Here is a 19,838-nt window from a genome sequence, read left to right as displayed (position 1 = left end):
GCAAGGCGCTCGCGCCGATGCCGGGCCTCTACTTCGATCAACCGCTCACTGCGTGCGGGGAGCGGCGGGTCGAGGTGCTGCCGGCTCCGCGCCGGCGTTGCCGCCGCCCATCCACTCCGCCTGCCAGCCCCCGCCCATCGCCTGGATCAGCGCGATGGCCGTGGTCTGGCGGCTGACCTGCAGCTGCACCAGCGTGCGCCGCGCACTCAGCGCGGCCGCCTGCGCGGTGACCACGTCGGTATAGCTCACCTGCGCGGCGCGGTAGCGGTTCAGCAACTGCTGCTCGGTCTTGTCGGCCGCGGCCGATGCCTCCCGGCGAAAGCCCTCCTGCTCGGCCAGCGTCGCGCTCGCGGTGAGCTGGTCTTCCACCGCCTGGAAGGCCGTGAGCACGGTCTGGCGGTAGCGCGCCACGCTCGACTCGTAGGCCGCCTTGGCCGAGTCGACGTTGGCGGCGATGGCGCCCGCGTCGAACACCACCTGCGCCACCGAGAAGCCCAGCGACCACAGCGAGTTGGCGGAACTGAACAGGTCCTTCACGCGGCTGGCGTTGCTGCCCACCGAAGCCGTGAGGCTGATGTTCGGGAAGTAGGCCGCGCGCGCAATGCCGATCTGCGCATTGGCCGCGGCCACCGAGCGCTCGGCGGCGGCGATGTCGGGCCGGCGCTGCAGCAGCGTCGAAGGCACGCCCAGCGGCACGCCGGGCACCGTGGGAGTCCATTGCGCGGCCGGCAGGCTGAAGTCGGCCGGCGCCACGCCCAGCAGCGCGGCAATCGCATGCTCGTAGGTGGCGCGGGTGCGCTGCAGGCCCACGCGCTCGGCCTTGGCGTTGACGAGCTGCGTCTGCGCCTGCAGCACGTCGGTCTGCGCGGCAATGCCCGCCGCATAGCGGTTGCTCGTGATCTCGAAGGCCCGCTGGTAGCCCTGGATGGTTTCGTCGAGCAGCACGATCTCGGCATCGGCCTCGCGCAGCGAGAAGTAGTTGGTGGCCAGGTCGCCGATGGCCGACAGGCGCGCGGCGGCCAGGTCGGCCTCGCTCGCCTGGGCGTTCGCCTGCGCGCTGCTCACGGCTTCGCGCAGGCGGCCCCACACGTCCGGCGTCCAGCTGGCGCCCAGGGTGGCCGAGAAGGCGTTGGTCGGGCTCGACGTGCTGCTGCCGCCCACGGTGCCCGAGCGCTTGCCGCTGCCGTCGAGCGACACCGACGGGAACAGCGCCGCCCGCTCGCCGCGCACCAGCGCCTGGGCCTGCGAGTAGTTGGCCACTGCCGCGGCGATGTTCTGGTTCGACACCTGCACGCGGCCGGCCAGCTCGTCGAGCTTGGCGTCGCCGAACAGCTTCCACCACTCGCCGCGGTCGAGCGCATCGGCCGGCGCGGCGGGCAGCCAGCCTTCGGCCGCCTTCTGCTCCTTCCAGTTGACGGACGCCGCGGTGGTCGGCTGCTCATAGCGCGGGCCGACCGCGCAGCCCGCGAGCACGGCAGCCAAGGCAAGCGCCGAGAGCGGAAAGCGGCTCGCGCGAAGGGAGGAAAGGGAAAACGATGCGTTCATGGCGATGTTGTTCTCAGGCTTGCGGCGCGACTTTGCTCAGCTCGTGCTCATGCTTGCCGCGACGGCGCAGCTTGTCGAGCAGCAGGTAGACCACCGGCGTCGTCAGCAGCGTCAGCAGCTGGCTAGCGATCAGCCCGCCGATGATGGCCACGCCCAGCGGCCGGCGCAGCTCGGCGCCCTCGCCGAAGCCGATGGCCAGCGGCAGCGCGCCCAGCGCGGCCGCCAGCGTGGTCATCAGGATCGGGCGGAAGCGCAGCAGGCAGGCCTCGCGCACGGCTTCGAGCGGCGTGAGCCCGCGCGAGCGCTCGGCTTCGAGCGCGAAGTCGATGATCAGGATGGCGTTCTTCTTCACGATGCCGATCAGCAGGAACACTCCGATCAGCGCGATGATGGAAAACTCCATGCGGAACATCAGCAGCGCCAGCACCGCGCCCACGCCGGCCGAGGGCAGCGTCGACAGCACGGTGATCGGGTGCACCAGGCTCTCGTACAGGATGCCCAGCACGATGTAGATCACGATCAGCGCCGCCAGGATCAGCATCGCCTGCTGGCCCTGCGACTGCTGCGCGCTCAGCGCGGTGCCTGCGAAGGAGCCGCGCACGTTGGTGGGCATGGCGATGTTGGCCTCGGCCTTGGCGATGGCCTCGCGCGCGTCGCCCAGGTTGGCGCCTTCGGCGAGGTTGAACGAGATGGTGGTGGCCAGCTCGCCGTCTTCGTGGCTCACCGAAGTGGCGACCGACTGCTCCTCGAACTTCGCGACCGCCGACAGCGGCACGAGCGCGGTGGCCGTGTTGCTCAGCACGTTGCCCGACGAGGCATTGCGCAGCGCCGGGTTGGCCGACACCGGCACGGAGCTGCTGCTGGCCGTGCTGGACGACGACGAAGAAGACGATGACGAGGAGGAACCCGTCGTCGTGCTCGCCGCCACCTGCGTGGTCACGGTCTGCCCCGCCACCACCGATGTCTTGGTGGCCGGCACGTACACGTCGCTCAGCGCGTTCGGCCCGCGCGTGTAGCGCGGCGCCCATTCCATCACCACGTGGTACTGGTTCAGCTCGGTGTAGATGGTCGCCACCTGCCGCTGGCCGAAGGCGTTGTACAGCGCGTTGTCGATGGCCGTGGAAGTCAGGCCGAGCCGGCGTGCGCTGTCGGGGTCGACCTTGGCCACCGTCTCCACGCCGTTCTGGTCCTGGTCGGTGTCGATGTCGGTCAGCACCGGCTGCATCTTCAGCTCGTCGGCCAGCTTCACCGCCCAGGTGCGCAGGTCGGCGAGGCTGTCGCTCTTGAGCGTGTACTGGTAGGTGGAGTTGCTCGAGCGCCCGCCCGAGCGCACGTCCTGCACCGTGCCCAGGAACACCCGCAGGCCGGTCACCTGGTTGAGCTGGGGTCGCAGCCGCGCGATCACGGCCAGGCCGCTGTCCTTGCGCTGGCTGGCCGGCTTCAGGTTGACGAACATGAAGCCGCCTCCCGCCCGGCCCGCGCCGGTGAAGCCCACCACGGTGTCGACCGCCTCGTCCTTGCGGATGATGTCGACCACCTGCCGCAGCTTCTCGGCCAGCGCCTGCGACGAGATGCTCTGGTCGGCGCGCAGCCCGCCGTTGAGCTGACCGCTGTCCTGCTGCGGGAAGAAGCCCTTGGGCACGGCGCTGAACAGATACACGTTGAGCCCGACCACCGCCACCAGGATGATCATCACCAGCGCCTTGCTGTCGAGCGCCCAGTCGAGGCTGTGCTCGTAGCGCTTGAGCACCCAGTCGTAGCTGCGCGCGGCGATGCGGCCCAATACTCGGGATACAGGCCCCTGCGGCTTGTTCTTGTCTCGCTCGCCGCCGGGCTTGAGCATCCAGGCGCACATCATGGGCGTGGTGGTCAGCGAGATGACCAGCGAGATCAGCACCGCCGCCGACAGCGTCACCGCGAACTCGCGGAACAGCCGCCCCACCTGCCCGCCCATGAACAGCAGCGGAATGAACACCGCCACCAGCGACACGCTGATCGACAGCACGGTGAAGCCCACTTCCTTCGCGCCCAGCAGCGCCGCCTTCATGCGCGTCATGCCCGACTCGATGTGCCGGCTCGTGTTCTCCAGCACCACGATGGCGTCGTCCACCACGAAGCCGGTGGCCACCGTGAGCGCCATCAGGCTCAGGTTGTTGAGGCTGAAGCCCAGCAGGTACATCACCCCGAAGGTGCCCAGCAGCGCGGCCACCGTCGCCACCGCGGGCACGATGGTCGCGCGCACGCTGCGCAGGAACAGGCTGACCACCAGCACCACCAGGATGACGGAAATGACCAGCGTGAGCTCCACCTCCCGCAGCGAGCCGCGGATGGAGTTGGTGCTGTCAGACGCCACCTGCAGCGTCACGTCAGGCGGCAGCTGCGCCTGCAGCTCGGGCAGCAGCGCGCGCACGCTGTCCACGGTCTCGATGATGTTGGCCGAGGGCTGCCGCGTGATCAGCACGATGATCGCCGGCTCGCCGTTGAACAGGCCCAGCGTGCGCGTGTCCTCCACGCCGTCGAGCACCTCCGCCACGTCCTGCAGCCGCACCGCCGCGCCGTTGCGCCAGGCGATCACCATCGGCGCGTAGTCGCTCGCGCGCAGGGCCGGCGTCTGCGTATAGATCTGCAGCTTGCGCCCGTCGCCCTGCACCAACCCCTTCGGCCGGTTGGCGTTCGAAGCCTGGATGGCGGCGCGCACGTCGTCGGTGCTGATGCCGTAGCGGCTGAGCGCGAACGGCAGCAGCTCGATGCGCACGGCCGGCAGCGAGCCCCCGCCGATCTCCACGTCGCCCACGCCGTCGACTTGCGACAGGCGCTGGCTGACGATGTTCGAGACGGCGTCGTAGATCTGGCCCGGCGTCTTCGTCTTCGACGTGAGGGCCAGGATGATGACCGGCGAAGCCGCCGGGTTGGCCTTGCGGTAGGTCGGGTTGCTCCTGAGCGTGGCGGGCAGGTCGACGCGGCTCGCGTTGATGGCGGCCTGCACTTCTCTTGCCGCGCCGTCGATGTTGCGGCTGAGGTCGAACTGCAGGGTGACCCGGGCGGAGCCTACCGAGCTGGTGGACGTCATTTCGTTGACGCCTGCGATGGTGCCCAGGTGACGCTCCAGCGGGGTGGCTACGCTGGTGGCCATCGTTTCGGGGCTGGCTCCGGGGATGGAGGCTCTTACCGAGATGACTGGGTAGTCGACCTGCGGTAGGGGGGAGACTGGCAGGACGAAGAAGGCGGCTATGCCGGCCAGTGCTACTCCGATGGTTAGCAGGACTGTGCCTATGGGGCGGCGGACGAAGGGGAGCGACAGGTTCATTGCTGCTGCTCCACTTGCTTCGTTTGCTCTCCTTGCGGAGGGCGGAAGCCGGGTCTCGCCCCGGCGGGCGACCTACTTTTCTTTGCTTCGCCAAAGAAAAGTAGGCAAAAGAAAGGCGACCCTACTGTCTGTGTCCCTTCGCTTCGCTACAGGGGCCCTGCGGTGCTCGCGTTTCGCGGGGTCCGCAGAACTCGCTTCGCTCAAACAGCTGCGGCCCTTATCCGCGAAACGCTGCGCTCCTCGGCGCAGCCAGAGGGGATTGAAAACCTGCGGGCCGTCGCGTTGCTCGGCCATCAAGGCACAGCAAGCGCTTCGCGCCTGCTGTGCTTGGAATGGGTCGTTGGTCTTGTTTGGTTCGCTGGGGTTGAATGCGCGGCCGAGCGAAGCGAAGGCCAGTCCAGGCTGTTCAAAAGCCGAGCAAAGCGATGGCCCGGGTGTTCCCCCTCCCCTCTGGCTGCGCCGAGGAGCGCAGCGTTTCGCGGATAAGGGCCGCAGCTGTTTGAGCGAAGCGAGTTCTGCGGACCCCGCGAAACGCGAGCACCGCAGGTTGCCCCGTAGCGAAGCGAAGGGGTCGCAGACAGTGGGGTCGCCTTTCTTTTGCCTACTTTCTTTTGGCGAAGCAAAAGAAAGTGAGTCGGCCGCCGGGCCGAGACCCGGCTCCGGAAAACAAACAACCGACAGGAGGCAATACAACTCAAACCGCCTCCTCCTCAATAACAACCCGCCGCGAACTCCCCCCACCCAGCCGATCAAACGCCAGATAAATAACAGGCGTAGTGAACAGAGTAAGCAGCTGACTGACGATCAACCCGCCGAAGATCGCAAGCCCAAGCGGACGACGCAACTCAGCCCCATCCCCAAAGCTCAACATCAGCGGCACGGCAGCAAACAAAGCCGCCAGCGTAGTCATCAAGATAGGCCGGAACCGCAGCAAGGCGGCTTGGTGAATGGCCTCCCGAGGAGACTTCCCCTGAGTCCTCTCGGCATCGATGGCGAAGTCGATCATCATGATCGCGTTCTTCTTCACGATGCCGATCAGCAGGATGATCCCGATGATCCCGATCACCCCCAGGTCGTTGCCGGTGATCATCAGCGCCAGCAGCGCCCCCACCCCCGCCGACGGCAGCGTGGACAGGATCGTCAGCGGATGCACGTAGCTCTCGTACAGCACCCCCAGCACGATGTACACGCAGACCACGGCCGCAAGAATCAGCCACAACTGGTTGGATAGCGACTTCTCGTAAGCGCCGGAGGCCCCGAGGAAAGTCATCGTCAGGCTGCTCGGCAAGCCGATCTCCTTCGCGGCGGCGCGAATCGCATCGACCGATGCGCCGAGCGAGACGCCCGGCGCGGTGTCGAAGTTCAGCGTGCTCGCCGGGTACTGCGCCACGTGCGTGATCTGCAGCGGCGCCTGCTGCTCCGAGATCTGGGCGATGGCCGACAGCGGCGTGGCCGTGCCCGATCCGGCGATCAGGCTGAGCTGGCCCAGCGTCTGGGGCGTGTTCACCATGCCGGGCTGCGCCTCCAGGATCACCCGGTACTGGTTCGTCTCGGTGAAGATGGTCGAGACGATGCGCTGGCCGAAGGCGCTGTAGAGCGCATCGTCCACGGTGCTCGCGGTGATCGACAGCCGCGCCGCGGTGTCGCGGTTCACGTTCACGAAGGCCGCGAGGCCCTGCGCGCCGGCGTCGCTGCTCACGTTGCGCACCTTGCCCGACTCCTGCAGCTTCGCCACGAGCTTCTTCATCCACTCGGTGACGGCCGCGCTGTCGACGCCCTCGAGCGACATGCGGTACTCGGTGGGGCCGGTCTCGGCGTCGATGGTCAGGTCCTGCGTAGGTTGCAGGTAGAGAGTGACGCCCGCCACCTGCCGCACGCGCTCGCGCAGGCGGTCCATCACCTCCTGCTGGCTGTCGCGGCTTTTCGTCAGGTTGATGAGCATGCTGCCGGTGTGCAGCATGGTGTTGTTGGCGGCGTCCACGCCGACGAAGGAACTGAGGTTCTCGACCGCCGGGTCTTCCAGGATGGCCTGCGCCGCCTGCAGCTGCAGCTGCGACATGCGGTCGAAGGACACGTCCTGCGCGGCCTGCACGCGAGCCTGGAGCTGGCCGGTGTCCTGCGTGGGAAACAGGCCCTTCGGAATCGAGAGGTAGAGCACCACCGTCAACACCAGCGTCAGCAGCGCGACCAGCAGCGTGAGCGCCTGGTGATCGATCACCCAGTGCAGCGAGCGGTCGTAGCGCACCATCACGCCGCTGAAGAAGCGCTGGGCGCGGGCGCCGAAGCCCTTGTCGGAGACCTGCTTCTTCTGCTCGTGCTTGAGCCAGCGCGCCGACATCATCGGCACCAGCGTGAGCGACACCACGGCGGAGATCAGGATGGTGATGGCCAGCGTCACCGCGAACTCGCGGAACAGGCGGCCCACCACGTCGCCCATGAAGAGCAGCGGAATCAGCACCGCAATGAGCGACACGGTCAGCGAGATGATGGTGAAGCCGATCTGCGTCGCGCCCTTGAACGCTGCCTGCAGGGGCTTCTCGCCCTCCTCGATGTAGCGCGCGATGTTCTCGATCATCACGATCGCGTCGTCCACCACGAAGCCGGTGGCGATGGTCAGCGCCATCAGGCTCAGGTTGTTGAGGCTGTAGCCCAGCAGGTACATCAGCCCGAAGGTGCCGATCAGCGAGATGGGCACCGCGACACTGGCGATGACGGTGGCGCGCAGGCTGCCCAGGAAGGCGAAGATCACCAGCACCACGAGCACCACGGCCAGCACCAGTTCCATCTCGACGTGCTCCACCGAGGCGCGGATGCCGGCCGTGCGGTCGCTCAGCACCTCGATCTTCAGCCCGGCGGGCAGGCCGGCCTGCAGCTCGGGCAGCTGCTTCTTGATGGCGTCGACGGTGGCGATCACGTTGGCGCCCGGCTGGCGCTGCACGTTCATGATGATCGCGGGCGACAGCTTGTTGGTGCCGTCGGCCTTGTTGCCGGCCCAGGCGGCGAGCTGGTTGTTCTCCGCGCTGTTGACCACCTGCGCCACGTCGACCATGCGGATCGGCGCGCCGTTCTTGTACGAGACGATCAGGTTCTTGTAGTCGTCGACCGTCATCAGCTGGTCGTTCGAGTTGATCGTGTAGGCCCGCTTCGGTCCGTCGAAGCTGCCCTTGGCGCCGTTGGAGTTGGCCGCCGAGATGGCCGTGCGCAGCGTGTCCAGCCCGATGCCGTTGGCCGCCAGCGCCTGGGTGTTGGCCTGGATGCGCATCGCCGGGCGCTGCCCGCCGCTGAGCGACACCAGCCCCACGCCCGAGACCTGGCTGATCTTCTGCGCGAGCCGGGTGTTGACCAGGTTCTGCACGTCGGTGAGCGGCAGCGTGTCGGAGGTGATGGAAAGCGTGAGCACCGGCGCGTCTGCCGGATTGACCTTGGCGTACACCGGCGGCGCCGGCAGGTCGGCCGGCAGCAGCGAGCCGCCGGCGTTGATGGCGGCCTGCACTTCCTGCTCGGCCACGTCGAGCGTGAGGCCCAGCGAGAACTGCAGCGTGATGATCGACACGCCCGCGGCGCTGGTCGAGCTCATGCGGTCGAGCCCCGACATCTGGCCGAACTGGCGTTCCAGCGGCGCGGTGACGGTGTTGCTCATGACCTCGGGGCTGCCCCCGGGGTAGAGCGTCTGGACCTGGATGGTCGGGTAGTCGACCTGCGGCAATGCCGACAGCGGCAGGAAGCGGAACGCCACCAGGCCGGCCAGCACGATGGCGACCATCAGCAGCGAGGTCGCCACCGGCCGGAGGATGAACGGACGTGACGGACTCACCGGGAAGCCTCCGCGCGATTGCGTTCAGCGCCGCTCGTCATGGGCCGCGCCTGCCCTGCCCGCCTTCGCCGCGGCCTTCGGACATGCGCTGCCAGCGCTCCAGCGCCGCCGGGTCGCCGCGGTCCAGCGCTTCCAGGAAGCGCTTGCGGCGTTCGAGCTGTTCGGGGTTGTCCTTGGCCGAATCGAGCATGCGCTGGCGCTGCTCGGCGGTCGGGAGCTTTGCGGGGGCCGGGGCTGGTTCGGCCGGGGCCTGAGCCGCCGGCGCCGCCGGGGCGGCAGGAGCCGTTGCCGCCGACGGAGCAGCCGGGGCAGCCGGCGTAGCGCCAGGTGCCGCGGGAGCCGCCGGGGCCTGGCCCGGTGCCTCGCCCTTCGACCCCGCCGTACCGTTGGCACCGCCGGCGCCGCCGTGTCGGCGCCCGCCGCGCGCACCGCCGGCGGGTGCCGACGCCGCGCCGGCCGGCCGGTCGACCTGGGTCTGCACCCGCGCGCCGTCCTTCAGCCGGTCGCCGCCTTCGGTCACGACCTGCTCGCCGGCCTTCAGGCCGGACATGATCGCCACGTTGTCCACGCTCGATTCGCCGCGCGTCACCGGACGCTGGGACACCGTGCTGTCGTCGTTCAGCACGTATACGTAGTCGCCGTTGGGCCCGTGGCGCAGCGCCGTGACGGGCACGACCACCGCGCTGTTCACGGTGCGCAGCAGCAGCCGCAGGTTGACGAACTGGTTCGGGAACAGCGCGTTGTCGGCATTGGCGAAACGGGCCTTGGCCTTCACGGTGCCGGTGGCGGTGTCGACCATGTTGTCGAGCGTGGAGAAGGTGCCGTTCGCCAGCCGCCGCGTGCGCGTGCGGTCGAAGGCGGTGGCGTCGAGCTTCGCGCCCTGGCCCAGGCGCTCCTGCACCTCGGGCACGCGGTCCTGCGGAATGGCGAATTCGACGTCGATGGGCGCGATCTGCGTGATGGTCGCCACGCCGTTGGTGGTGCCCGTGGAGATGTAGTTGCCCGCGTCCACCGGCCGCAGGCCGATGCGGCCGCTGGCCGGCGCGGTGATGCGGCTCCAGGCGAGGTTGAGCTTCGCGGTGTTCTCGTTGGCGCGGTCGATGGCCACCGTGCCCTCGAGCTGCTTGACCAGCGCGGCCTGGGTGTCCACGTCCTGCCGGGCGATGGAGTCCTGCCCCAGCAGGGTCTGGTAGCGCTGCAGCGTGACGCGCGCCGCCGCGAGCTGCGCCTCGTCGCGCTGCCGGGCGCCGGAGGCCTGGTCCAGCGCATTCTGGAAAGGCTGCGGGTCGATGGTGGCCAGCACGTCGCCCTTCTTGACCATCTGCCCTTCCTGGAAGAGCACGGAGGTGAGCACGCCCGACACCTGCGGCTGGACGACCACGTTGGCCAGCGGCGTGACGGTGCCCAGCGCCTCCAGCTGCACCGGAATGTCGGCCTGTCGGGCCGTGGCGATGCCGACGGTGCTGGAAGCCGCTCCGCCGCCGCCGCGTCCGGGGCCCCCGGGACCGCCAGGGCCGCCCGGACCTCCGGGACCGCCCTGCCGGCCTCCGCCGGGGAAGCCCCCGGGACCGGCCGCGGGCGTCTTCGAGCGCTGGATCAGGTACCAGGCGCTGCCGCCGAGCACCACGAGCAGCAGCAGGGTCAGCAGGCCGCCCACCCAGCGGCGCCTGCGCACTGTCGGATGTGTCGGAGACACGGTGGAAGGCAGCGGCTCGGTCGGTTTTTCTTGTTCCATGGACGGTGCGTGCGAAAGGTGCGGAAAGCGAACCAGCGTAGTACAGCGCGGAATGGTAGCCCCGCTCTTTGCTGCCCCGTAAAGGGGCGGTAAAGCTGTTCACCAGGCCTGCGCAATTCGCGCCGCCGGGCTGCAATTCGCGCCGCGTGCATGCATTCCGTCGCATGCCGATGGCGGCTGCGGGCGGGCGCCGGCACAGTCTGCTCCATCGATTCCAGTCCCCTTTCAGGATTCCTTCACCTTCCACGGAGTGCCGCCATGCTGATGCAGATCATCCTTCACACGCCCAAGTGGGTCTTCGCCGTGTTCTTCCTGCTGCTGTGGCTCGGCGCCCGGCAACTGCTCACCAACGAGGTGAGCCTGACCCGCGTGACGCTGATGCCCGTCGCCATGGGCGGCCTGTCGGTCTACGGCGTGGTTTCGGTCTTCGGCGACTCCTTCGGCGCCCTGCTCGGCTGGGCTGCCGCCGCGGCCGTGATGGCGGCACTGGTGCTGCAGCGCCCGCTGCCAGCCGCCACCCGCTACGACGCGGCCGCGCGCCAGTTCCAGGTGGCCGGCAGCCCGGTGCCGCTCATGCTCATGATGGGCATCTTCCTGACCAAGTACGTGGTCGGCGCCACGCTGGCCATGCACCCCGAAATGCGCCACCAGCCCGTCCTCGCCCTCGCGGTGCCCGTGCTCTACGGCGCTTTCACCGGTGTCTTCGTGGCCCGCGCCGTACGGCTGTGGAAGCTGGCCATCCGCACTGACGCTATGTCGGCCGCCGCCTGCGCCGCCTAATATTCCCGAGCCACGACTTCCCGGACCGCCGCCATGAACGCGCTCTTGCTGATCCTCAAGATCTCCGTCACGGTGGTGCTCGTCGCCTCCATCGCCGAGGCGCTGGTGCTGTCGTGGCGCAACGGCTGGCGCAGCTACGACTGGAAGGCCGCCGGCGTCTCGGTGTTCGACTTCCTGGTGCGCGAATACCCCCTGCGCTGGCTGCTGCCGCTGGCCTTCTGGACCGGGGCGATGGACTGGTTCTACGCCCACCGCCTCTTCACCCTGCCGATGGACCACTGGACCGGCTGGGCCGCCTGCTTCATCGGCCAGGAGTTCTGCTACTACTGGTATCACCGCGCGGCGCACCGGGTGCGCTGGTTCTGGTGCACCCACGCCATCCACCACTCGCCGAACCAGCTGAACCTGTCGGCCGCCTACCGCTTCGGCTGGACCGGCCGCCTCACCGGCACCCTGGCCTTCTTCATGCTGGCGCCGCTGCTGGGCATGCCGCCCCGAGTGATCCTGCTGATGCTCACGCTGAACCTGCTGTACCAGTTCTGGATCCACGCGACCTGGATCCCGCGCCTTGGCCCGCTCGAATGGGTGCTGAACACCCCCTCGGCCCACCGCGTGCACCACGCCTCGAACCTGGAATACCTGGACGGCAACTACGGCGGCGTGCTGATCGTGTTCGACCGCCTGTTCGGCACCTACATTCCCGAGCGCGCCGACCTGCCCTGCCGCTACGGGCTGGTCAACCCGGTCACCACGCACAACATCCTGGAGATCGAGTTCGGCCAGTGGCGCGCGCTCTTTCGCGACCTCGCCTCGGCCCGCTCGGTACGCGCCTTCGTCGGCTACCTCGTGAAGCCGCCGGGGTGGAAGCCCGACGGCCCCGGCGACACCACCGAGGAGCTGCGCCAGCGCGCGGCCCTGCAGGCGGTGCCGGCCGGGCAGCCGGCCGTCGCCTCCGATTTCCTTCCTGTCCAATACAAGGAACTGTCATGACTTCCTACGCATCCTCCGATTCCTCCCGCTCCGACATCGAGCGCCTCGCCCGCCGCCGCGCCGGCGCCAAGATGGGCTGGTGCATCCACGCCTTCGTCTACGTGCTGGTCAACGTCGGCCTCGTCACTATCTCGGCCGCCAACGGCCGCAGCTGGGCCATGTACCCGCTCATGGGCTGGGGCCTGGGCCTGCTGATCCATGGCGCCGTGGTCTGGTTCATCGCTCCCGGCGGTGGCTTCTACGACCGGCTGGTGGAGCGCGAACGCCGCGCGCTGGGGGGCCGGGACCGGGGATGAGCTCTACGCCGCCAGGCCGTTTCCGCGCGGAAAACATCCGGGACATGCTGCGGCATGGCCTGATCACCGCCGTCTTCTGCTGCCTCATCGCCATCGCAATGACCATCACCGGCGGCGAGAACTGGGCCGGTCATCTGGTCTATTCGCTGGCGATCGGGATGGTCAGTTGGCTGTTCATCGACACGGGGCGGCTCCTGCTCAGCGGGGCCAGTGAAACCCACTGGCCGAACTGGCCCTGGGGCTTCATGCTGATCGCGCTGGGCGTGGCCGTCGGCTTCCTCGTCGGCAACCTCATCGGCGACGCCGTGTTCGGCGCTCCCCGGTTCGACTTCCTCGACATCAGGGGCCACAAGCTGGCCACCGGCGTCACGATCACCATCATCGCGACCGTCGGCATGTGCTTCTTCTTCTACAGCCTCGGCAAGAGCAAGCACATGCAGAGCCAGATCGAGCTGGCCCAGCGCAACGCCACCGAGGCGCGGCTGAAGCTGCTCGAGACGCAGCTGGAGCCGCACATGCTCTTCAACACGCTGGCCAACCTGCGGGTGCTGATCACCGTCGACCCGCCGCGCGCCGTGGCCATGCTCGACCGGCTCAACAGCTACCTGCGCATGACGCTGAGCGGCTCGCGCGCGCTCTCGCATCCGCTGTCGGCCGAATTCGAGCGGCTGGGCGACTACCTGGAGCTGATGTCGGTGCGCATGGGTGCGCGCCTGCGCTACACGCTCGACCTGCCGCAGGAGCTGCGCGACGCGCCAGTGCCGCCGCTGCTGCTGCAGCCGCTGGTGGAGAACAGCATCCGCCACGGCCTGGAGCCGAAGGTGGAAGGCGGAGAGATCGTCGTGCGTGCGCGCACGGAAGCCGGCCAGCTGGTGATCGAGGTGAACGACACCGGTGTGGGCCTCGGCGCGGCGCCGCCCTCGGAAGGCAGCGGCTTCGGGCTGGAGCAGGTGCGCGAGCGGCTCGCCACCGTCTACGGCGCACAGGGCCGCATGAGCATCGGGCCCTCGCCTTCCGGCGGTACCAGCACCACGCTGAGCTTTCCGGCATCCGCCTGAATGCGAACACCCCACGGAACAACAACGACAAGATGACCAACCCTACCGCCCTCATCGCAGAAGACGAGCCCCTGCTCGCGCAGGCCCTCAAGGCCGAACTGGCCTCCGCATGGCCCGAGCTGCAGATCGTCGCCATGGCAGGCGACGGCCGCAGCGCGGTGCGCGAGGCCCTGCGGCTGCTGCCCCAGGTGCTGTTCTTCGATATCCGCATGCCCGGCCTCGACGGCCTCGGCGCCGCCGCCGAACTGGCCGATTGCTGGCCCGCCGACGAAGCGCCCATGCCGCAGCTGGTGTTCGTGACGGCCTACGACGAATACGCCGCCCGCGCCTTCGAGGCCCAGGCCATCGACTACGTGCTCAAGCCGGTGCAGCCCGAGCGCCTGCGCAAGACCGTGGGCCGGCTGCAGCAGGCGCTGACAGCCAGGCAGCCGGCGCCCTCCACGCCGGCCCTGGCCGACGCGGCGCTGGAGCAGACGCTCGCCCAGTGGCGCCAGGTGCTGGGCGCGGCAGGAGCCGGAGCGGCCTCGGCCACGCCCGCTCCGCTGCGCATGATCGCCGCGAGCGACGCCGGCGGCAGCACCGTGCGCATGGTGCCGATCGACGAAGTGCTGTATTTCGAGGCCGCCGACAAATACCTGCGCGTGCTGACCGCCACGCACGAATACCTGATCCGCACGCCGCTGAAGCAACTGCTGCCCCAGCTCGACGCCGACACCTTCTGGCAGGTGCATCGGGCGGTGGTGGTGCGCAGCTCGGCCATCGAATCGGTGCACCGCGACGAGGCCGGCAAGCTGCACCTGATGCTGCGCGGGCGGGCCGAGAAGATTCCGGTCAGCCGGCTGTACGCCCATCTTTTTCGCGCCATGTGAAATCGGGCAGGCGAGCGCCCAAAGAAAAAGCCGGCCCTTTCGGGGCCGGCTTTTTTCATTCAGTCACGAATGCCGTTGCGTTTTAGCGCCAGTGGCCGTGGCCATGACCGCGGTAGTAGCCGCGACCGTAGTAGCGCGGGCCGTAATAGGCCGGCGGGCCGTAGTAGACCGGGGCCGGACGGTAATACACCGGCGGCGGGCGGTAGTAGACCGGCGGCGGCGGTGCGTAATAGACGGGGGCCGGCGGCACGTAGACCGGGGCCGGGTAGTAGGCCGGGCTGCCCACGCCCACTGCCACGCCTGGAACGCCGACGCCGATCGACCAGCTCACGTCGCTGCGGGCGCTGGCCGAAGTGGCGGCGAACAATGCACCGGCTGCCACGGCGCCTGCGGCGGCCCACTTGAAAAAGGTTGAACGTGTGAAGCTCATGATCCTGCACTCCTTGTTTGGTCGGGCTGCGTTCGGGTCTGAACCGCCCATGTGATGTATTGAACGCGGCAAATGCAAAGAGGGTGCACTCGGCATTGTGAAGAAAGTTGCCAAAGGTAACCCATAAGGGGTGACCCCTAAAATGCAACGATGACCTCCCCGACCGACAAAAACGGTACCAAAACGACCGCCGCTCCGAGCAATTTCCTGCGCCACGTGATCGAGAACGACCTCGCACAGGGTGCCTATTCTGGCCGCAAGTGGGGCGGATCGCCCGGCAACGCCGCTCATCATGCGCAGGGCATGGCCGACCCGGCCAAGGTGCGCATGCGCTTTCCGCCCGAGCCCAACGGCTACCTGCACATCGGCCACGCCAAGAGCATCTGGCTCAACTTCGAGCTGGCCAAGGAATACGGCGGCGTGAGCCACCTGCGCTTCGACGACACCAACCCCGAGAAGGAAGACCAGGAATACGTCGACTCCATCCGCGATGCGGTGAAGTGGCTCGGCTACGAGACCTACCTGGCCGACCGCCCCAGCGCCCCCGGCACGCTGCAGCCGCACGAGTACTTCGCCAGCAACTACTTCGACTTCATGTACGAAGCCGCCGAATACCTCATCGGCGCCGGCCTGGCCTACGTCGACGAGCAGACCGCCGATGAAGTGCGCGCGAACCGCGGCGACTTCAACACGCCCGGCACCGACAGCCCCTTCCGCACCCGCACGCCCGAGGAAAACCTCGCGCGCTTCCGTGCCATGCGCGACGGCCAGGTAGCCGACGGCGCCGCCATCCTGCGCGCCAAGATCGACATGGCCAGCACCAACATCAACATGCGCGACCCCGCGCTGTACCGCGTGCGCCGGGCCCACCACCACAACACGGGCGACAAGTGGTGCATCTACCCGATGTACACCTACGCGCACCCCATCGAGGACGCGCTGGAGCAGATCACCCACAGCATCTGCACGCTGGAGTTCGAAGACCAGCGCCCCTTCTACGACTGGCTGCTCGACCGCCTCGCCGAGGGCGGCCTCATCGCCAGCCCGCACCCGCGCCAGTACGAATTCGCGCGCCTGAACGTGACGCACGTGCTCACCAGCAAGCGCAAGCTGCGCCAGCTGGTCGAAGAAAAATACGTCGACGGCTGGGACGACCCCCGCATGCCCACCATTGCCGGCCTGCGACGCCGCGGCTACACGCCCGAGGCGCTGCGCCTGTTCTGCGAACGCAGCGGCACCACCAAGTCGGGCGGCTGGATCGACTACGCCAGCCTCGAGGCCGCGCTGCGCGACACCCTCGACCCCGTCGCCCCGCGCGCCATGGCCGTGCTCGACCCGGTCAAGCTGGTCATCACCAACTGGGGCGAGCTGATGGGCGGTGACGACGCGCTCGACTCGTGCTCGGCCCCGGTGCACCCGCACCACCCCGAGATGGGCCAGCGCCACTTCAAGCTCGGCCGCGAAGTCTGGATCGAGCGTACCGACTACGAGGAAGTGCAGCCCAAGGGCTTCTTCCGCCTGTTCCCCGGCAACAAGGTGCGGCTGAAGTACGGCCACGTCATCGAATGCATCGGCGGCACCAAGGACGCCGATGGCAAGCTGGTCGAAGTGCAGGCCAGGCTGGTGCCCGACACCAAGAGCGGCACGCCCGGCGCCGACGCGATCAAGGTGAAGGGCAACATCACCTGGGTGGCGGCCGCCGACGCGGTGCAGGCCGAAGTGCGTCTCTACGAGCGCCTGTTCGCCGAAGCCCACCCGGGCAGCGGCGAACTGCTGGAAGAGCTGAACAAGCAGAGCCTGGAAGTGTGCTCGGCCTTCGTCGAGCCCTCGCTGGCCAAGGCGGAGCCCGGCGTCGGCATCCAGTTCGAGCGGCACGGCTACTTCGTGCTCGACGCGAAGGCCAGCGGCATCGTCGGCAAGCCGGTGTTCAACCGCGCGGCCGGCATGCGGGACAGCTGGGGCAAGTAAGCCCCACCCGCTGTCCCTCTGTCTCTATTCGGGCCGCTTGTAGACCACCCCGATCACCGCGCTGTTCTCGTCGGTGGTGCACACGGCGGATCGTCCCTGCGGCCCGACCTTCAGGTTGATCGTGTAGACGCCGTCGCGCGGCGTCGTGCCCTTGTCGGCGACGATGCTGCCCGGCGGCACCCTGAGTTCGCGCGCGGCCGCGGTCACGCAGTTCTTCACGCTGGCCTCGGGCGCGCCGCCCACGCGGATGCCCGGGCTGTTGCATGCCGCCAGCAGAAGGCCGGCGATCGCCGCCGTGCACGCTAGTTGGATGGAGCTTCGCATCGTCGTCATACCGGATTCCCCTGTGTCATGAACCAGTCGATTGGAGCCGCCGCAGCCTCCGGAGGTTGCAGGACAGACCCGGGCTATCCTGTCGGCACATGAATCGTCCGAGCCCTTCTTCTCGTTCATCTTCTTCCTCCCGGCTGATCCGCTTCAACAAGCCTTACGGCGTGCTCAGCCAGTTCACGCCCGAGGGCCGCTGGCGCGGCCTGAAGGAGTTCATCGACATTCCGGGCGTCTACGTCGCCGGCCGGCTCGACGCCGACAGCGAGGGGCTTCTGCTGCTCACCGATGACGGCAAGCTGCAGGCCCGCATCGCCGATCCGCGCTTCAAGATGGAGAAGATCTACTGGGTGCAGGTCGAAGGCGAGCCCGGCGAAGAGGCGCTTGCCTCGCTGCGCAACGGCGTGCAGCTCAACGATGGCCCCACTCTCCCCGCGCGGGCGCGGCTGCTCGACCCGCCACCCGAGGTGTGGGAGCGCCAGCCGCCCATCCGCGAGCGCAAGAGCATTCCCACCGCCTGGATCGAACTGGCGATCCGCGAAGGGCGCAACCGCCAGGTTCGGCGCATGACGGCCGCCGTGGGGCTGCCCACGCTGCGGCTGATCCGCGCCGCGATCGGACCCCACACGATCGACGGCCTGGCGCCCGGAACCTGGCGCGAATAGCGCCGCAACAGACAGACCACACGGCCTTCATCCGAACCATTCACGTCTTCCTCTCATGAAGCAAACGCACTCTTCCTTCCCTGCTCCCGCGAACCTCGATCGACGCAGCGTCATGCTCGGCACCATCGGCCTGCTTGCCGCGCTGCCCGCCGCGCACGCCAGCGCCGCAGCCCAAGCCAAGGCATCGAAGAAGCAACCCGCGCCCGCCCCCGAGGTATGGCCGCGCGCATCGCAGGTGCCGGGCGGCGTGGCCCGCCTGTCGCTGGGCCCGTCGGCGAAGCGGCCCCAGGCCTTCGCGGGCGACATCCCCCTGCTGGTGCTCGGCGACGCCATCGAATGGACCGCGCTGACCGGCATTCCCCTCGCCGCCGAACCCGGCGAGGCCGGCATCACGGTGCGCGCCGAAGGCAAGCCCGAGCGCCAGATCGCCTACACGGTCGCCCCGAAGCAATACCGAGAACAACGCCTCACGGTGGCCCCGCGCACCGTCGACCTGTCGCCCGAGGACGAGGCGCGCTATGTCAAGGAGCGCGACCACCTCACCGGCGTGATGGCCACCCTCACCGACATGCGCCCCGACACCGTGCTGAAGATGCGCGTGCCGGTGCCCGGCCGCCGCTCCAGCTCCTTCGGCCTGCGCCGCGTGTTCAACGGCCAGTCGCGCAATCCGCACAGCGGCATGGACATTGCCGCCGGCACCGGCACGCCGGTGCTCGCGCCGCTGCCCGGCAAGGTGATCGACACGGGAGACTATTTCTTCAACGGCGGCACCGTCTGGCTCGACCACGGCGGCGGCCTGCTGACCATGTATTGCCACCTGAGCCGCATCGACGTGAAGGTCGGCGACGTGATGAAGACGGGCGATCCACTGGCAGCCGTGGGTGCGACCGGACGGGTGACGGGGCCGCACCTGCATTGGTCGGTGATGCTGAACCGGGCGATGGTGGATCCGGCGTTGTTCATTGCGGCCTGACACGGAATCGCCGTGACGATGTCCGCCGCGCCCGCCTTCACCGAAGCCTGCCTCGCCACGTCGCTCCGTCCCGGCAGCCGGCGGACCATCCTCGCCCTGCTCAACGAGCGCATGCACCCAGCGCTGCAGGCCATCGTCGCGGCCGAGGTCGCCTCAGGAAATCGCGTCTGCGACGCCGGCGTCGACTGGCCCGACACCGGTTCGGTACATGTCACGCTCGACAGGCACTTCGACAACCGCCATGCCAGCGCCGAGGCCGTCTTCAGCCTCTGCGACGATCCGCACTACTGGCACGCGGACTACAGCACCGTGGACAAGCCCCGGCACCTGCTGATCTGCTGACTGGCTGGCTGGCTGGCTGACCGACCAGCTTCGCGGCCTGAGGGCCCTGGAGCAGCCAAACATTACACTCGGCCCCATGCGCCCCTCCGAAGCCCTGTCGCTGCATCGTGATCGCATCCGCGAGATCGCACTGAGCCACCATGTGAGCAGTGTGCGAGTGTTCGGTTCAGCATTGCGCGGCGAGGACGATACCGACAGCGACCTCGATCTCCTGGTCGAGCCCACGGCGCAAACCACACTCATGGACATTGGGGCCATCAGGCATGAGCTGAAGAGCCTTCTGGGCATGGAAGTGGACGTACTCACGCCCAACGGCCTGCCTCCCAAGTTTCGCGATCAGGTGCTGCGCGAGGCTGTGCCGGTATGAGCCGAAGAGATCCGCAACGGGTGGCAGATTATCTGGGCCATATCCTGCAAGCGATCGACAGCATCCGCGAATACACGAGCGGCGCTACAGCCGGCAGTTATATGGCCGATCGCAAGACCCAGGACGCGGTGGTGCGCAACCTGGAAGTCATCGGCGAAGCCAGCAACAACATCGTGAAGCACCATGCGGAATTCGCGGCGGCCCACCCTGCTGTTCCATGGCGCTTCGCCTACGAGATGCGCAACGCGCTTTCCCACGGCTACTTCACCATCGATCACACCCTTGTCTGGCAAACCATCCAGCACGATTTGCCGTCGCTTCGCGAGCAGGTCGTGCGGCTGTTGGAAACCTGAGCCCCCTGCGACACTGGCT

17 protein-coding genes are annotated in these 19,838 nt (G+C 68.3%); 11 read left to right on the top strand and 6 right to left on the bottom strand.

Annotated elements, in window-relative coordinates:
• Window positions 1-45 precede the first annotated feature (45 nt).
• The 4 genes from ABL840_RS12860 to ABL840_RS12845 form a co-directional block, all read right to left on the bottom strand.
• Window positions 46-1,545: an efflux transporter outer membrane subunit gene (locus ABL840_RS12860; protein ID WP_093300795.1), complete on the bottom strand. Its 1,500-nt coding sequence runs from the start codon at window positions 1,543-1,545 to the stop codon at window positions 46-48.
• Window positions 1,546-1,558: 13 nt separating this feature from the next.
• Entirely contained in the window at window positions 1,559-4,852 is a 3,294-nt protein-coding gene (locus tag ABL840_RS12855) for an efflux RND transporter permease subunit (protein WP_093300797.1), read from the bottom strand.
• Between the two features lie 694 nt (window positions 4,853-5,546).
• Window positions 5,547-8,666: an efflux RND transporter permease subunit gene (locus tag ABL840_RS12850; RefSeq protein WP_093204480.1), complete on the bottom strand. Its 3,120-nt coding sequence runs from the start codon at window positions 8,664-8,666 to the stop codon at window positions 5,547-5,549.
• A 37-nt stretch (window positions 8,667-8,703) separates the two neighbouring features.
• Entirely contained in the window at window positions 8,704-10,401 is a 1,698-nt protein-coding gene (locus ABL840_RS12845) for an efflux RND transporter periplasmic adaptor subunit (RefSeq protein ID WP_093300799.1), read from the bottom strand.
• Window positions 10,402-10,659: 258 nt separating this feature from the next.
• Here ABL840_RS12845 and ABL840_RS12840 point away from each other — a divergent pair, with 258 nt between their 5' ends.
• From ABL840_RS12840 to ABL840_RS12820, 5 genes are read left to right on the top strand one after another with little or no spacing between them, the layout of a single operon-like run.
• Window positions 10,660-11,181: a DUF6622 family protein gene (locus ABL840_RS12840; protein WP_093300801.1), complete on the top strand. Its 522-nt coding sequence runs from the start codon at window positions 10,660-10,662 to the stop codon at window positions 11,179-11,181.
• 33 nt (window positions 11,182-11,214) lie between these two features.
• A complete protein-coding gene (locus tag ABL840_RS12835) occupies window positions 11,215-12,171 on the top strand; it encodes a sterol desaturase family protein (RefSeq protein WP_093300802.1) in 957 nt (318 codons plus the stop codon).
• A complete protein-coding gene (locus ABL840_RS12830; protein WP_093300804.1) occupies window positions 12,168-12,467 on the top strand; it encodes a 2TM domain-containing protein in 300 nt (99 codons plus the stop codon). The genes ABL840_RS12835 and ABL840_RS12830 overlap by 4 nt, the downstream gene beginning before the upstream one ends.
• 44 nt (window positions 12,468-12,511) lie before the next feature.
• Window positions 12,512-13,525, top strand: coding sequence for a sensor histidine kinase (locus tag ABL840_RS12825; protein ID WP_418116259.1), 1,014 nt, complete (start codon window positions 12,512-12,514; stop codon window positions 13,523-13,525).
• 32 nt (window positions 13,526-13,557) lie between these two features.
• Complete coding sequence (locus ABL840_RS12820; protein ID WP_093300807.1) at window positions 13,558-14,394, top strand: LytR/AlgR family response regulator transcription factor; 837 nt, start codon at window positions 13,558-13,560, stop codon at window positions 14,392-14,394.
• A gap of 82 nt (window positions 14,395-14,476) precedes the next feature.
• Here ABL840_RS12820 and ABL840_RS12815 read toward each other — a convergent pair whose 3' ends face one another.
• On the bottom strand, window positions 14,477-14,824 hold the full coding sequence (locus ABL840_RS12815) for a hypothetical protein (protein WP_093204464.1): 348 nt from the start codon (window positions 14,822-14,824) through the stop codon (window positions 14,477-14,479).
• Between the two features lie 150 nt (window positions 14,825-14,974).
• Between ABL840_RS12815 and ABL840_RS12810 the strand changes: the two genes are divergently transcribed.
• Window positions 14,975-16,792: a glutamine--tRNA ligase/YqeY domain fusion protein gene (locus ABL840_RS12810; protein ID WP_093300808.1), complete on the top strand. Its 1,818-nt coding sequence runs from the start codon at window positions 14,975-14,977 to the stop codon at window positions 16,790-16,792.
• A 24-nt stretch (window positions 16,793-16,816) separates the two neighbouring features.
• Here ABL840_RS12810 and ABL840_RS12805 read toward each other — a convergent pair whose 3' ends face one another.
• Entirely contained in the window at window positions 16,817-17,125 is a 309-nt protein-coding gene (locus ABL840_RS12805) for a hypothetical protein (RefSeq protein ID WP_093300810.1), read from the bottom strand.
• 89 nt (window positions 17,126-17,214) lie between these two features.
• On the opposite strand from ABL840_RS12805, the gene ABL840_RS12800 reads away from it, so the two are divergent.
• The 5 genes from ABL840_RS12800 to ABL840_RS12780 all read left to right on the top strand — a co-directional run bounded on the left by ABL840_RS12800 (window position 17,215) and on the right by ABL840_RS12780 (window position 19,819).
• A complete protein-coding gene (locus ABL840_RS12800) occupies window positions 17,215-17,784 on the top strand; it encodes a pseudouridine synthase (RefSeq protein ID WP_093300811.1) in 570 nt (189 codons plus the stop codon).
• Window positions 17,785-17,839: 55 nt separating this feature from the next.
• A complete protein-coding gene (locus tag ABL840_RS12795; protein ID WP_093300813.1) occupies window positions 17,840-18,757 on the top strand; it encodes a M23 family metallopeptidase in 918 nt (305 codons plus the stop codon).
• A 12-nt stretch (window positions 18,758-18,769) separates the two neighbouring features.
• Entirely contained in the window at window positions 18,770-19,099 is a 330-nt protein-coding gene (locus tag ABL840_RS12790) for a hypothetical protein (protein WP_143042918.1), read from the top strand.
• Window positions 19,100-19,175: 76 nt separating this feature from the next.
• Window positions 19,176-19,466, top strand: a complete 291-nt coding sequence (locus tag ABL840_RS12785) for a nucleotidyltransferase family protein (RefSeq protein WP_093300816.1) — start codon at window positions 19,176-19,178, stop codon at window positions 19,464-19,466.
• A 20-nt stretch (window positions 19,467-19,486) separates the two neighbouring features.
• The gene (locus ABL840_RS12780) at window positions 19,487-19,819 is read left to right on the top strand and encodes a DUF86 domain-containing protein (protein WP_418116258.1); all 333 of its coding nucleotides are present in this window, start codon (window positions 19,487-19,489) and stop codon (window positions 19,817-19,819) included.
• Window positions 19,820-19,838 lie beyond the last annotated feature (19 nt).

It is taken from the genome of Variovorax sp. NFACC27 (genome assembly GCF_048301545.1).
Lineage (GTDB): Bacteria > Pseudomonadota > Gammaproteobacteria > Burkholderiales > Burkholderiaceae_C > Variovorax > Variovorax gossypii.
Note: the sequence above shows the minus strand (reverse complement) of the source record. Positions and strands in the feature narration are given on the sequence as shown.